Source organism: Ensifer adhaerens (assembly GCF_013283195.1).
In the GTDB taxonomy this organism is placed as follows: Bacteria; Pseudomonadota; Alphaproteobacteria; order Rhizobiales; family Rhizobiaceae; genus Ensifer; species Ensifer adhaerens_G.
This window is the reverse complement of sequence record NZ_JABEKT010000001.1, coordinates 2,919,089-2,933,016: the sequence shown is the minus strand read 5'-3', so window position 1 is coordinate 2,933,016 and position 13,928 is coordinate 2,919,089. Positions and strand designations below refer to the sequence as shown.

Genomic DNA, 13,928 nt, shown 5'->3' with positions numbered 1-13,928 from the left:
CGTTGACGGACGTCGATCCTGTAGGCATCCTGCCGGCCAAAGAAGACAGGGCGGCGGAAAACGCTGCCGGGGCCGGAAAGCGGCCCGGCCACGGGAACAGTTGCATTCCATAGGGTGCGGGCATTGCCCGCGACCCGCACAGCATTTCATGCGCATTCGCAAGTCATTCAAGTCGATCGGTCAAGCTGCTCGGAGGGGACTGTGAAGAGACGTATCGAGTTCTGCATGTCGGCCTGCCTGGCGCTGCTGCTGGGGTCCGCTGCTCCCGCTGCGGCGGCGGATCTGGTGATCGCCATGCCCAACTGGCCGTCCGGCCAGGCGACGGCCAACATTCTCAAGGTCAGTATCGCCAAGAAATTCGGCCTCGATGCGGAGGTGAAGGAACTGGGCACGCTCAACGCCTTCGTCGGCTTCGAGACCGGTGACGTCGATATCCAGCCCGAAGTCTGGCAGCCGAATTTCGGCGACATCGTCAAGAAATATGTGACCGAAAAGGGTGTCGCGACGCTCGGCGCGCGCAGCGTGCCGGCCTGGCAGGGTCTCTGCGCCACGCCGGAGGCGGCCGCGACGATAAAGACGATCGCCGATCTCAGCGACCCCGAGAAGACCAAGATCCTCGACACGGACGGCGACGGCAAGGGTGAGCTGTGGATCGGCGCACCGACCTGGCTTTCCACCGGCATCGAGCGGACCCGGGCCAACAGCTACGGCTACAGCGCCAACCTGACGCTGTTCGAGGCGGAGGAAGAGGTGGCAATGGCGGGTGTCGATGCGGCGATTGCGACCGCGCGGCCGATGGTGTTTTACTGCTATGCGCCGCACCACGTCTTTGAACTGCACAAGATCGCCCGGATCGAGGAACCACCGCACGATCCGGCCAAGTGGAAGATCGTCGGTGCCGACGACCCCTTGTGGATCAGCAAGTCGACGGCGGCGACCTCCTGGGACGCGGCGCATTTCCAGATCGCCTACGCCACGGGCTTCGGCAAGAAACATCCCGAGATCGCCAAGTTCCTGGATCAGGTGGATTTCTCGCCGGAAGAAGTGACGAAGATGAGCTACGCGCTGGAGGTCGAGCGTCAGGCGCCGGCCGACTTTGCCAAGAAATGGGTTGATGACAACGCGGCACGCATCGACGGGTGGGCGAAACCATGAAGACGACAGCGGATCGAAGAGGCTCCTCCTTCATGACCCGGACGCGCAAGCTTGGGCTGGTGATGCTGGCCGCGGGCCTGTGCTTCGGGCCGCCGGCAGCGCTGGCGCAGACCCAGATCTACGACGCCAGAACCAAGAAATGGGTCAATTACGACAAGAAGAAAGCCCGGCAATATTATGCCCGCAACAACCAGCTGCCCGAGGCCTTTCGCCGGCAGGTGGTGCCGTTCCGCACGGCGGAAAAGCCGGGCACGATCATCATCGACGGCAACCAGCACTTTCTCTACCTGGTCCAGCCCGGCGGGCAGGCGATCCGCTACGGCATCGGCGTCGGGCGCGAGGGGTTCGGCTGGGCCGGCATCGTGCGCGTCGGGCGCACGGCCGAGTGGCCGACCTGGACGCCGCCGCCCGAAATGGTGGCCCGCGATGCGAACGCGGCGAAATGGGCAGCAGGCATGCCCGGCGGCCCGGACAACCCGCTCGGCGCCCGCGCGCTCTACCTCTACGAGGGCGACCAGGACACGATCTACCGCATCCACGGAACGGTGGAGCCGTGGACGATCGGGCTCGACGTGTCGTCCGGCTGCATCCGCCTGAACAATGACGACGTCACCGACCTGCATTCGCGGGTCGAGGTGGGTGCAAAGGTGATCGTGCTGATGCAGGGGGCCGCACTCTACAAGGGTGTTTGAAGAAGGGATCCGGACAGGCGAACGGGCAGGGCGCGCGTCCGGGAGGCATATCCCGTCCGGTGCATTCTGCGGGGCGTATCAGGTGCGCATGGTTGAGGAGGCATCGCCGACCGATCGGGGCAGGGGACGGCCAGTCCGGGAGCGACTGGATCCACAAGGGGATAATTCTTGGTGAGCGAGGGGATAATGCGTTCAAAAAGCTGGATTTTGGCGGCGGGCATCGGCCTTGCCTTTCTCGGTGGCTGCCAGTCGTCGTCACCACCAAAGCCTGAGGAGATGGCGCGCACGAGCCTGCAGACGGCACCGGCCGATCTGCAGTTGATCTGCGCCAATGCGGCCGCGGGCACCGCCCAGGTCGACAGCAGCAAGGTTCTGCCGACTAGCTCGCGCCAGCTGGATGCAGCCTCCTACAGCGTCGATCTCGACGCCGGCGGACGCAAGTTCAACTGCATCGTCGACAGCAACGGCAGCGTCAAATCGGTCCAGCCGGCCGCCTGACTAGCACGTCACTGAAAGACCTTCGCCAACGGGCAGGCATTGCCGCGGGGCCGATGCCGCATTCCCTGTGAAGCGGGTATTTTGATCTCGGACTCGAGAGGCACTCACGATGAAGGAACGCCTCACCATCCTGAACTTGTATGAGTTGAAAGCTCCGCCCGATCACTTTGCGCGAGCGATCGACGCGCTGGCGAGGAGGGTGAAAGCCGAAGGCGATCCCGGCGTCCTTTCCTACAGGTTTTTCGTGAACGCGTCGGAGGGTACGGCACGTGGGGTCATCGACTACAGCAACCCCGCCGCCTGGATCGGTCATCACGATATCGCCATGGGTTGGCCCGAAATGTCCGCGTTGCACAAGGTCGCCGCCCTTTCGGAAATAGTCTTCCTTGGCCCCATGACAGGCGAAATCCACGCGTGGATTGACGCTTCCACGTTGAGCGCCCGAATACGGAGCGGCTACGCATTCGCGGGCGGGTTCCAGAGACAGGGCGATCAGTGGCATGAATAGTCCGGCAATCTGCAGTTTGAACGCGACATTTTTGACGTTCGGCGGAGTATAGCCTTTCTCCGATGCCTGATTATGGGCGCCAAAACATGCTCTCACAGGTTTTGCTGGCAGGAAGGGGCGCTATCGTTGGATGCGGCCGGGCCTAGTCAGTCACCGAGACTGAACTCCCCCGGAAATCGGGCCCACCCGATGGGCATTTGTTTATACGAAAAGTCTAATATCTGCATCTTCCGGTAGCGGCGCCAATCGCCGATCAAGGCTTGGTCCGGAAACGGCGTATTTCCCTTTGCCGATGGCCGAATGCCTCAAGAAGGAGACAAAACCGACTGTGTGGCGCGGCAATGGTGCGGGGGAGTTGACGCCACCTGCAGAGCGCCGGCTCGAAGAGCGGTCTCGCAGGTACGGCCGGCAGACGCGAGTGCAATTCATGTTGTGCGGTGCGGAAATATTGATGCTGCGATGCAATAGTATTGTGGGCGTGTTTTTGTCAGAATTTAGTATATCTGTGAATTGAACTTTCAACTTGGAGAATTATGTGCTCTCATAGGTTTAGTTGAGAGGAGGAAATGCCATGCTCTCATTCTTTGAGCACTTTGCACTTTTCGACGCGTTGATCGTTGCCGCGATTTGCACGCTTCTGATCCTGAGTTATTTCAGCCGCGAAGCCTGACACGGTACGCAGATCTGGCGGCCGGGGAGCGAAGCTTTGCCTATACCGTCTTCGGAACGGCGATTAGGCGCCAGTCCGGTTTTCGCTGCCTGAAGAGCGGGCGGAACGCGAGCCGCGCCGCTGCTTGCAACTGGCCGCTACCGTGCGGGTGCATGGCTCCGGGTCGCGCTGACATGCAGCCAGCGGGTCGGCTCGTTGTCGTAGCCGCCGCCATCTGCCTCTTCGATCGTGATGTCAGACCATCCCGCCCATTCGAAGCAGGTCTGCAGCCAGGCGGCCGAGGGATAGTTGAAGTAACGGCCGAAGCGGTCGTGGCCTTCCCGTTCGCCCGCCTTGAAGCTCGCCTGGATCAGGCCGCCCGGGCGCAGGGCCCTGAGAACGCGCACCAGCACGTCGGGCAGTTCGGTTCGCGGCACATGCAGCAGCGAGGCTTCGGCCCAGATGCCGTCGAACCTCTGGTCCCACACGATCTCCTGGAAGGTGACGACCTCGACCTTGCGCCCGATCCTTTGTTCCGCGGCGTGCGCCAGTTCCGCGGAGCCGTCGCAGGGCGTGACGTCAAGGCCGGCCTCGATCAGATGCTGGCTGTCGTGACCGCCGCCGCAACCGAGGTCGAGCACGGCGCCGCCGGGCGCCAGCCGGGCGATGAAGGCACCGAGGCGATCGGCCGGAGGCTTGCGGTCGCGCGCTGCGTAGCTCTCGGCATTGTCGCGGTAAAAGGTTATGGTGTCGTTGCTGGCTGTCGTCACCTGGTATTCCCTCTGGCGTGGCTGCATCATTCAAGCGTGTTTGCGCATTTGCCTAGGGAAAACCGCTTCGCACGTTTCCTGGAAATGCTCCACCCGAGCGGCTGATATGCGGCCGTGCGATTGCGCCAATGTTGCGCCCGTTCCGGCTTCAGCCGAACGGCGCATTTCTGCGGTGCCGCGATCGGCAACGCGTCTCGCCGTGCAGCGCGAATAGACGGCGGAACGCGCAAGCGGTCCGCAGATTTTTGCGACGAACTGGCGGGCCAGCCTTTTCCGCACGTTCTTCAGGAACTCTGGGAATCCGAATCCGCCCTCATGGCTTGGCGAAAGATATCGAAACACCCAGGACGGATGTAAAGTTCGATGCCGGACATGTTCGCAAGGATCACATCAGCCATTCAGGGCCGCCGTTCGATCGCCTGGCGACGCTGCAAACCCACCGAAACGAAGGAAGGCCAAGATGATGAAACTCTATGGATTGGGCCCGACACGCTCGCTTCGCGCACTTTGGGCGCTTCAGGAACTTGATGCGGACTTCGAGTTCATACCCGTCAACTTGCTGGGTGGCGAGAACCGCCACCCGGATTTCCTGCGCCTCAACCCCGCCGGAAAGGTTCCGGTCCTCGTCGATGGAGATATGGTGCTGACGGAATCCGCGGCGATCGTGATGTATCTGGCGGAGAAATACGCCGCCAAGGGGCTGATGCCCGCCGACCTGACTGAGCGGGCGCAGGCCTATCGCTGGTCGCTGTTTGCCGTCACCGAACTGGAGCAGCCGCTATGGCGGATCTCCAAGCACAGCTTTTTGTATCCCGAAGACAAGCGGCTGCCCGAGGACATCGCGCTTGCCCGGGAGGAGTTTGCGGCGATGGCACAGGTGCTCGAGCGCCACATGGATGGACGTACTTTTGTCGTCGGCGATCGGATCAGCATCGCCGATTGCGTCACCGTCTATGTCATCGACTGGGGCAACGAGGTCGGGCTGATCGACAGCTGCCCCAATCTCAAGGCCTATCTTGAGCGAATGTATGCGCGGCCCAAGGCGCCGCCGCGGATCGCCGACGCTCTTGCAAGCCTCGAGGCCACCGACTGATCAGTGGTGCTCGGAAGGGCATAAGGCCCAGGCCTGAGGCCCGGACCTTGTGTTCAACACCTATTTGCTGCCGGACCCGGACAGTTTGGCCATGACGTCGTCGAGGTTGAAGCTCGCAGGCTTCTGGCGGATCGGGAAGTCCTGGAAGCTTGTCAGCCATTTCGCAACGATCGCCTGCGATGGCACGACCACGAAGGCCCTGTCGAAGAACCACTTCTCGTACTCGATCGATTCATCGCCACGCTCGAAGGGGTCGGCGCGCAGGTTGAAGAGCTTGGGCGCGCGCAGGGTGGTGAAGGCGTCGCGCCAGACGCCGATGCCGGTGCTTTCCTGTGCCTTGAACACCACCTTCCAATCCTGGAAGCGGACGGAGACCAGCTCGCCGTCGTCGTTCCAGTAGAGGAACTCGCGACGTGGAGCGTCGTTCACCTCGCCCTTGAAATAGGGGACGAGGTTGTAGCCATCGAGATGCACCTTGAAGGTCTTGGCGCCGGCCTGATAGCCGGCCTTGCATTTCTCGACGATATCCGGCTCGCCGGCAGCCGCGCAGAAGGTCGGGATGAAGTCGTAGTGCGAGGCGATGTCGTTGTAGATGGTGTTCGGCTTGATGACGCCAGGCCAGCGGATGCAGGTTGGCACGCGGTAGCCGCCTTCCCAGTTGGTGGCTTTCTCGCCGCGGAACGGGGTGTTGCCGCCATCCGGCCAGGTCATCACCTCGGCACCGTTGTCGGTGGTGTAGACGACGATGGTGTTTTCGACGAGACCGAGATCGTCGAGCTTCTTCAGCAGTTGGCCGACCATGCCGTCATGCTCGACCATGCCATCGGAATAGACGCCCTTGCCGGTCTTCCCCTCCGATTCCGGCTTGAGGTGGGTGTTGACGTGCATGCGGGTGGAATTGAAGTAGCAGAACCAGGGCTTCTGGGCATTGTGCTGGCGATCGATGAAATCGAGCGCAGCGGCCAGGAATTCCTCGTCGATCGTTTCCATGCGCTTCCTGGTCAGCGCTCCCGTGTCTTCGATCCGGCCGTCGGCATAGGAGTGGATGACGCCGCGCGGGCCGAAGCGTTTGCGAAATTCCGGGCTCTTGGGATAATCCGGGTTCTCGGGCTCTTCCTCCGCGTTGAGATGGTAGAGATTGCCGAAGAACTCGTCGAAGCCGTGATTGGTGGGCAGGAACTCGTCCTTGTCGCCGAGATGGTTCTTGCCGAACTGGCCGGTGGCGTAGCCTTGCGCTTTCAGCAGTTCGGCGACCGTCGGGTCCTCCGGTTGCAGGCCGACATCGGCGCCGGGCAGGCCGACCTTGGTGAGGCCGGTGCGGATCGGCGACTGGCCGGTGATGAAGGCGGCGCGGCCGGCGGTGCAGCTCTGCTCCCCGTATCAGTCGGTGAACATCGCGCCCTCGTTGCCGATGCGGTCGATGTTGGGCGTGCGATAGCCCATCATGCCGCGGTGGTAGATGCTCGGGTTGAACCAGCCGATATCGTCGCCCATGATCATGAGGATGTTCGGCTTGGCGCCACTGGCCGCGGCCGACGTGGATTGCTGCGCGCTTGCCGGCGTCGCTCCACCCGACGTGGTCAGCGCTGCTGCCGCAAGCGCGCTGCCGGCAAGCAGAAGGTCTCGCCGGCTGACCCCCGACGGATGCCCGTTCGCGGATTGGTCGTCGTCTCCCTGATGCGTACTCATGGCGTAATCCTCCTATCGTTGAGTGATCGAGAATGCGTCCGGTCATATGCAGACGATTGACGGGGGAGCCTGCGCCCTGTTTTGGCGATGGACAAGTTTGTAACGGTTACGCGGACGTCGCCCGACGACGCGTAAGCGCCGGGATACCGGAGGTCGCACGGGGTTGACGCAACGTTGATTGCATGACGCTGGGTGAGGGGCGGCGCAGCTAGAAAATCGCGTGATTTAGGTCAACAACATTGACATAAATTAGCCGTCGTGATCCTGTCGAAGGACAAAGACAATGAATGCGGAACGCGAGCCCTATGGCGCTGCCCGCTGCAAAAATCCTTGAGGAAACGACCCAATGCTCGACTGGGACCACATATTCGCGACGCGCTCCAGCCGGATGCGCGCCTCGGAGATCCGCGAACTGTTGAAACTGCTCGACCGCCCCGACATCATCTCGTTTGCCGGCGGTATTCCCGATCCCGAGCTGTTTCCCGACGTGGAGTTCAAGGACGCCTATGCGGAGATCTTCTCCGGCCCGGCCGTAAGCGCTGCCTTGCAGTACTCCGTCAGCGAAGGCTACAAGCCGCTGCGCGAATGGCTTGCCAAGCAGATGGAAAAGATCGGCATTCCGGCCGGTGTCGACAACATCTTCATCACCTCCGGCTCGCAGCAGGGCCTCGACTATATCGGCAAGCTGTTCCTGTCGCCCAACGACACGGCGCTGGTGACCTGGCCGACCTATCTCGGCGCGCTGCAGGCGTTCAACGCCTATGAACCGCACTACGACCAGCTGAACCCGGGCGGAAACCGCACGCCTGCGACCTATGCGGAAGCCGCGAAAGCCGCCGGCGGCCGCGTCAAGTTCGCCTATCTCTCGGCCGATTTCTCGAACCCGACCGGCGAGACGGTGGACCTGGCAGGGCGCGAGCGCGTGCTCGATCTTGCCGAAGAGCTTGATATCGCCGTCATCGAAGACGCGGCCTACCAGTCGCTGCGCTACGACGGCGAGGCGATCCCGCCGATCCTGGCGCTGGAAATCGCCCGTAAGGGTGACATCAACAACACCCGCACCGTCTATTGCGGCTCGTTCTCCAAGACGCTGGCTCCGGGCCTGCGCGTAGGCTGGGTCTGCGCCTCGGAAACGGTGATCAAAAAGCTCGTGCTCCTCAAGCAGGCGGCCGATCTGCATTCCTCGACCATCAACCAGATGGCGATCTGCACGGTTGCCGAGCGTGGCTTCGATGCCCAGGTCGCCAAGATCCACCGGGTCTACAAGCATCGCCGCAGCGCCATGCTGGCGGCCCTTGAGAAGTACATGCCCGATGGCGTGACCTGGACCAAGCCCGAAGGCGGCATGTTCGTCTGGGTGACGCTGCCGAAGGGCATGGACGGCACGGCACTTCTGGCCAAATCGCTGGAGACCGCCAAGGTCGCCTTCGTGCCCGGCCGTGCCTTCTTTGCCGATAGTTCCGGTGAGAACACGCTGCGCCTCTCGTTCTCCTGCGCCAACGACAAGATGATCGAAGAGGGCATTCGCCGTCTCGGCGATCTCGTCCGCGGGGAAGCGTTGGCGCTGGCGGCCTGATCGCGACCATCCTGCTTTTCGTCAAAGGCGCGTCCGCTCAAGCGGGCGCGCCTTTTTCGTTTCGCAATGTTGCGGCTCGGTCGTCGCAGCCACGATGCGCTCTCGCGGCGCGTTGCACCGGCGCGCCATCTCCGCTACAACGGTCGAAATGGCCGGGCGCTGTCCGGTCACGTAAGCGTTAACGTCACTCAACGCGTATGATCGAACGGCTCAAGCGGCTTCGGTCTGCGCGACTGTGTCCTGCGGATCGACATCGACGAGCCTCAAAAGGATACCGATGGACACGACCCAGACTCCTTCCCACAATGCAACAGCGCCGAAGATCGAGCGCGTGCGCCACGATCTCAAGCGACGTTCGCTTGTGGTCACCGAGGCCGAGCGCATCACGCCCGGCATGCTGCGCATCACGCTTTCGGGCGAGGACCTTGCCGATTTCGTCAGCCTTGGGGCCGATGATCACGTCAAGATCATCGTGCCTTCAGCCGATGGCACCGAGGAACGGCGGGACTATACGCCACGTCGTTATGATACGGCCGCCCGCACTCTGGTGATCGATTTCGCCTTGCACGAGGCCGGGCCGATCACGCAGTGGGCGATGAATGCACGCCCGGGCGACGCCTTGAACATTGGCGGGCCCCGCGGTTCGGCCGTCGTTTCCAATGTCGAGCGCTGGCTCCTGATCGGCGATGAAACGGCACTGCCGGCGATCGGTCGACGGATCGAGGAGATTGGCGCAGGCGCTCGCATCACCAGCATTGCCGCGATCGCCGATCCTGCCGAACAACAGGCTTTCGAGACGAAGGCCGAGCTCAGATGCCATTGGGCCTATCGCCCGCTGCATCAGGCAACCGACGCTTCAGCGCTCCTCGCCGTCCTGCGCTCCGTCGTCATCGAGCCCAACACCTTCGTCTGGGTCGCGGCCGAAGCCTCGGTGACGCGGGCGATCCGCGCGCATCTGACCGAGGAGCGCGGTTACCCGCTCTCCTGGATCAAGGCATCGGGATATTGGGTGAAGGGTAAGGCGGACAGCACCGAGAAGTTCGAATAGCCAGTGTTGCGGCATGGTGGCCGGCGCTCCGCAGGGCGCGCCACCGCCATTGCCGGCGGCCAGGCCTGCAGATCCCGGGTTGCGGGGCGGAAATTCGTCCGTTCGACCGGCGATCGTCAGGATCGATCATTGAAGGACAGGTGGTCCCTGTAGATCGTTAAACAGCGCTTGAAGTTCCAGGCGCCGGATACTGTCCCGTGCCCGCGTATCACGCGCCTACGAGGTAAACGGTCGATGGCGAAATTCCGCCGGTGCGGCCGATGAGGCGGCGCTGACGCCGGCGGTGGCACCTAGAGCGTTTCCGGCTTAGACAGAGTCGCAGAAACGCTCCAGCACCTTGTTTTTACGCATTTCCTGACGGAAAGCCGCTTCGCACTTTTCCTGGAAATGCTCTAGCGCTCGCCAGCCTGGAGCCGTGCTGTCATGGCGAGACGAGGGGCTCGGCCTCGTAGGCCCGATGCAGCAGCCCCAGGAAAGCCGAGGGGTCAAGCAGAGGTGTCTGGTCGATCTGGCTGACGGCGATGCCTGGTGTCCACGAATTCATCACCACACCGGCAAGGCCCGCGAGGTTGGCCGGCCTGATCTCCTGCGTGCGCTGGGCGATGCCAAGCCGGGCCAGTTGCCGCCGCAGGATGCTCATGGTGGTGCCTGTCAGCATCTCGGCCTCAGGCCAGACGATAGCGTCACCGTCCCAGAAGGCGAGGTTCCAGATCGAGGCTTCGGTGAGGCGGCCCTTTCGGTCGACGAAGGCGGCGTCGTCAAACCCCTCCGCCACGGCCTGGCGCAGATAGTAGGTCTTGGCGACCTCGCCGACATGCTTGACGGTCGGCAGCGTGCGCTCGTGGCCGACAGTCCGGAGCGCCAGCGGACCTTTCGGACCTGACGAGGCCGGGCCGGTGCTAACGAGCACGTCGAGACCGACATCCGGCCCGGCAACGGTGAATTCGCCCGCCGGCGAATAGACGGTCGCCATCAGTGAGTGGTCGGCCGGCGACGCGGCGAGTGCTGCGCGCAGATGGGAGCGCAGCTGTTCGTCGGGCAGGGCCTTGCCGAACATTTCAAGCGATGCGTTGCGCAGGCGAGCGAGATGCAGATCGAGGCCGCGCACCTGTCCGCCGCGAACCTGCATGGCGGTGAAGTGGGCGTAGCCGGCAAAGGCGAGCGGCGAAAGATCGGCGGTGCTTGCCGCGTGACCGTTGCGTTGTGCGGTGGAAGAGGTTGGGTCGGCAGGCATGATATTGCTCCAGGGGGCCGGTTTGCGATGGGGCTGCTGCCGCATCTCTCACGATGATCATCGGACATTGATTGGCCGATGAAAAACAAGTAGTTCTCGAGGGATCATCAAGGCTGGTTTGAAGATCCATGAGCCGAATGCTGCCAGGAACCCGCGCACTCAGAACCTTCGAGGCCGCCGGTCGACATTTGAATTTCACCCGCGCCGCCGACGAGGTGGGGCTGACGCCGGCGGCGGTCAGCTACCAGATCAAGGAAATCGAGGACCAGCTCGGTCTCGTGCTCTTCACCCGCACCAGCCGCAGCATCCAGCTGACACCGGCGGGTGCCGTGGTGTTCGAGGCGGCCGTCCAGGCGCTGGAGACGCTGCAGCGGGCCGTCGGCCGGGCGCGCCGGATGGAGCGGGGCGCCCGGCAGCTGCGCGTGTCGCTCAGCCCGCGTTTTGCCACCAACTGGCTGTTGCCGCGGCTATCGCAGTTCCGCGCCGCCAACCCGACCATCGAGCTTACCTTCGACATCACCGACGAGATCAGGGATTTCGACGCCGACGATGTCGACATCGCCATACGCTTCGGCTCCGGACGATATCGACGGACACGGTCCGAGCGCCTGTTCGAAGCGGTGATCGCACCGGTCTGCAGCCCGAACCTGATTGCGGCCGGCGCAAAACCGAAGACGCCGCGCGATCTCTTCGGCCAGACGCTGTGTCATGTCGAGTGCACCACCGAAGGCATGCTCTGGCCCAACTGGCGGATGTGGATGGCGGCTGCCGGCATCGACGATTTCGACGACAGCCGATGCGTTGCCTTCACCGACACCAGCCATGTGGTCGAGGCTGTCATCGCCGGTGGCACGGTTGGTCTCGTCGATCTCGCGATGATCCGCAACGAGCTGTCCGAGGGGCGGCTGGTGCAATTGTTCGACGTCGGCGTCAGCGTCGCCGGGGACTATGCCTATCACCTCGTCTATCCCGAAAGCTCTGCCCAGGACCCCCGTGTTCTGGCCTTTTGCGATTGGATGATGGCCGAGCTGATGCCGGGAGAACAGCCTGTGGCGACGACGTCCGTGGCCTCGGGCTGACCTGTTGTCGAGGCAGGGCATTTCGGCGAAAGGTTCTGCTCGTTGTGCGAGCTGCAAATGAAAAGCGCCGCGTCTCGGAGAGAGGCGCGGCGCGAACCAAAGGCCAAAAAAGGCTTTTGGTGGGGCAGGATTAGAACTTCACGCCGATACCGAAGGTAACCTGGTGCTGGTCGAGGTCGACCTTGACGTCTTCGATCGTCTTGCTGCCGAAGTCGTTGAAGCGGTATTCGGCGCGGGCGAAGATGTTGTTGGTGAAGGCGTAGTCAACGCCGGCGCCAACGGTGTAGCCGCTGAAGGTACGGTCGACGTCACCGATACCCGGGACTTCGACGTAGCCGCTCGTCGCGGTCCAGCCGGCGGTCGTGTAGATGAGCGCGTTGTCGAAGGCGTAACCGGCGCGGGCGCGAACCGAGCCTGCGAGGTCGGTGCCGACCTTCACGTCGGTGCCGAAGATGTCGTACTTGTTGTCGTTCCAGTTGTAGGTCAGATCGCCTTCAGCGCCGATGACCCAATCGCCGAACTGGTAGTTGTAGCCGACGAAGCCAGAGATCAGGCCGCCGTTGAAATCTTCGCTGACGCTTGCGCCGGGAACGCTGAACTTGCCGTCCAGCCAGCCGCCGCCGCCCTGAACGCCGAGGTAGCCGCCGGTCCAGGTGAACGCCTCGGCTGCCTGCGCTTCCGGAGCGGGAGCGATGTCCGCAACGGCGTCGGCTGCTACGGCCGGTGCTGCGAGCGCGGCCAGGATGGCGGCGGAAAGGATAAGCTTATGCGACATTTCAATGCTCCGTAGAATTTGGCACCACTTAATGGGGTGCCGGCTTCTAGCAAGCAGTGATCAGAGTTGCTGTCACAAATATGCCACAGCATGCAACTTGAAGTTATGTGAATTTTCTCCGTTAACGGTCCACGCCGATAAGGCTTTGTATCTACATGTGTTTTAATCTATTATAATTGCTTCATATTTGTCGATTTCCGGCGTGCGGCAAAATCTCACATTGCTCGCCTGAGTTTACTGGTGGTTGTGGCCGGCGCCCCCGTGGAATCGCGGATTTCCCGGGCTAGTCGAGGTGGCGCGACTGCCCGCTGGATTAGGTTTTCATGCCGGCAAGATCGAGCCTGAGCACGGTTTCGCCGCCGATGCTCTGGCCCGTTTCGCGAAAGCCGAAGCGCTGGTAGAGCGCGTCGGCGCGGGTGTTGTCCGGGTAGACCCCGAGATAGATCGCGTCGCATCCGGGGATGGTCGCCATCGTCTCGACCAACGCGGCGAGCGCCTTGCCGCCAAACCCCTTGCCCTGATGGCTGATGTCGATCATCAACCGGTAGATCCAGTGGTTGCCGTCGTCAGGGTCGAGCGCGTACATGGCAAAACCGACGGGCTCTCCCTCGGCCATGACGGCAAAGCCGACGCATTCCGGGCGTTCGGCCAGTTCTTCCAGCGATTCGTCGTTGCTGGCGATGAAATCCGTCTGGCTCTCATCGACCCTCAGATTGCGGATGGCATCGGCTTCCACGGCCTCGGCCGGCAGCAGGGATATCGGCATTCACATCCTCAAGTTTGCATCCCCGGTCATGCGTCAGGGCGGCTGGAAATTGACGGTTGAGAGATTGCGCATCCGGATTGCCGCAACATTGCGGGGCAGGTGGGAGAGAGCGAATTTCGACCGCGTACGAATTGGCTTGCGGTCTTGTCGGCACCTCGGTCATGGGGGCGCGGCGATGCGCGGCGTTGGTGCTTCTGTCGGTCGATCGGGTGCCACGTAACTGTTACGTAACTCCTACCCACGGCCTCATGCATGGTAGTTTTCCGGGCGTAATTGGCGAGCCGCCAGCGATGTCCGTCACTAATGACGCGTTTCGGCATGCCGACAGGCTTTTCAGAAAAGTTCGAAAACCCGAGTTTCAGCGCAATCGACGACTGCAATCCTCACCAACAGGAG

General features: G+C 62.5%; 12 protein-coding genes and 1 pseudogene. 8 read left to right on the top strand and 5 right to left on the bottom strand.

Annotated features, from left to right (window positions below):
• The first annotated feature begins 225 nt into the window (after nt 1-225).
• The 4 genes from LPJGGPFB_RS14000 to LPJGGPFB_RS13985 all read left to right on the top strand — a co-directional run bounded on the left by LPJGGPFB_RS14000 (nt 226) and on the right by LPJGGPFB_RS13985 (nt 2,853).
• Nucleotides 226-1,155, top strand: a complete 930-nt coding sequence (locus tag LPJGGPFB_RS14000) for an ABC transporter substrate-binding protein (RefSeq protein ID WP_210264488.1) — start codon at nt 226-228, stop codon at nt 1,153-1,155.
• Nucleotides 1,156-1,187: 32 nt separating this feature from the next.
• The gene (locus tag LPJGGPFB_RS13995; RefSeq protein WP_427858242.1) at nt 1,188-1,847 is read left to right on the top strand and encodes a L,D-transpeptidase; all 660 of its coding nucleotides are present in this window, start codon (nt 1,188-1,190) and stop codon (nt 1,845-1,847) included.
• A 186-nt stretch (nt 1,848-2,033) separates the two neighbouring features.
• Nucleotides 2,034-2,345 (top strand): hypothetical protein, encoded by a 312-nt coding sequence (locus LPJGGPFB_RS13990; RefSeq protein WP_173420451.1) that lies wholly within the window; start codon nt 2,034-2,036, stop codon nt 2,343-2,345.
• Between the two features lie 109 nt (nt 2,346-2,454).
• Nucleotides 2,455-2,853, top strand: a complete 399-nt coding sequence (locus tag LPJGGPFB_RS13985) for a hypothetical protein (protein ID WP_173420450.1) — start codon at nt 2,455-2,457, stop codon at nt 2,851-2,853.
• A gap of 807 nt (nt 2,854-3,660) precedes the next feature.
• On the opposite strand, the gene LPJGGPFB_RS13980 is transcribed toward LPJGGPFB_RS13985, so the two are convergent.
• Nucleotides 3,661-4,272: a class I SAM-dependent DNA methyltransferase gene (locus LPJGGPFB_RS13980; RefSeq protein WP_345791027.1), complete on the bottom strand. Its 612-nt coding sequence runs from the start codon at nt 4,270-4,272 to the stop codon at nt 3,661-3,663.
• A 460-nt stretch (nt 4,273-4,732) separates the two neighbouring features.
• Here LPJGGPFB_RS13980 and LPJGGPFB_RS13975 point away from each other — a divergent pair, with 460 nt between their 5' ends.
• Nucleotides 4,733-5,365 (top strand): glutathione S-transferase family protein, encoded by a 633-nt coding sequence (locus LPJGGPFB_RS13975; RefSeq protein ID WP_173420449.1) that lies wholly within the window; start codon nt 4,733-4,735, stop codon nt 5,363-5,365.
• Between the two features lie 60 nt (nt 5,366-5,425).
• Here LPJGGPFB_RS13975 and LPJGGPFB_RS13970 read toward each other — a convergent pair.
• A pseudogene (locus LPJGGPFB_RS13970) lies at nt 5,426-7,054 on the bottom strand (arylsulfatase).
• Between the two features lie 346 nt (nt 7,055-7,400).
• On the opposite strand from LPJGGPFB_RS13970, the gene LPJGGPFB_RS13965 reads away from it, so the two are divergent.
• Both LPJGGPFB_RS13965 and LPJGGPFB_RS13960 read left to right on the top strand, forming a co-directional pair.
• Nucleotides 7,401-8,630, top strand: coding sequence for an aminotransferase-like domain-containing protein (locus LPJGGPFB_RS13965; RefSeq protein WP_173420448.1), 1,230 nt, complete (start codon nt 7,401-7,403; stop codon nt 8,628-8,630).
• A 277-nt stretch (nt 8,631-8,907) separates the two neighbouring features.
• Nucleotides 8,908-9,678, top strand: a complete 771-nt coding sequence (locus LPJGGPFB_RS13960) for a siderophore-interacting protein (protein WP_173420447.1) — start codon at nt 8,908-8,910, stop codon at nt 9,676-9,678.
• Nucleotides 9,679-10,099: 421 nt separating this feature from the next.
• Here the strand turns inward: LPJGGPFB_RS13960 and LPJGGPFB_RS13955 are convergent, their stop codons facing one another.
• The gene (locus LPJGGPFB_RS13955) at nt 10,100-10,912 is read right to left on the bottom strand and encodes an aminotransferase class IV family protein (RefSeq protein ID WP_210264392.1); all 813 of its coding nucleotides are present in this window, start codon (nt 10,910-10,912) and stop codon (nt 10,100-10,102) included.
• A 128-nt stretch (nt 10,913-11,040) separates the two neighbouring features.
• Here LPJGGPFB_RS13955 and gcvA point away from each other — a divergent pair, with 128 nt between their 5' ends.
• Nucleotides 11,041-11,991, top strand: a complete 951-nt coding sequence (gcvA, locus tag LPJGGPFB_RS13950) for a transcriptional regulator GcvA (RefSeq protein WP_173420445.1) — start codon at nt 11,041-11,043, stop codon at nt 11,989-11,991.
• A gap of 130 nt (nt 11,992-12,121) precedes the next feature.
• Here the strand turns inward: gcvA and LPJGGPFB_RS13945 are convergent, their stop codons facing one another.
• Both LPJGGPFB_RS13945 and LPJGGPFB_RS13940 read right to left on the bottom strand, forming a co-directional pair.
• A complete protein-coding gene (locus LPJGGPFB_RS13945) occupies nt 12,122-12,766 on the bottom strand; it encodes an outer membrane protein (protein ID WP_173420444.1) in 645 nt (214 codons plus the stop codon).
• 313 nt (nt 12,767-13,079) lie between these two features.
• Nucleotides 13,080-13,532 carry a GNAT family N-acetyltransferase gene (locus tag LPJGGPFB_RS13940; protein ID WP_173420443.1) on the bottom strand — a complete coding sequence of 151 codons (453 nt, stop codon included), beginning with the start codon at nt 13,530-13,532 and terminating at the stop codon, nt 13,080-13,082.
• Between the last annotated feature and the right edge of the window lie 396 nt (nt 13,533-13,928).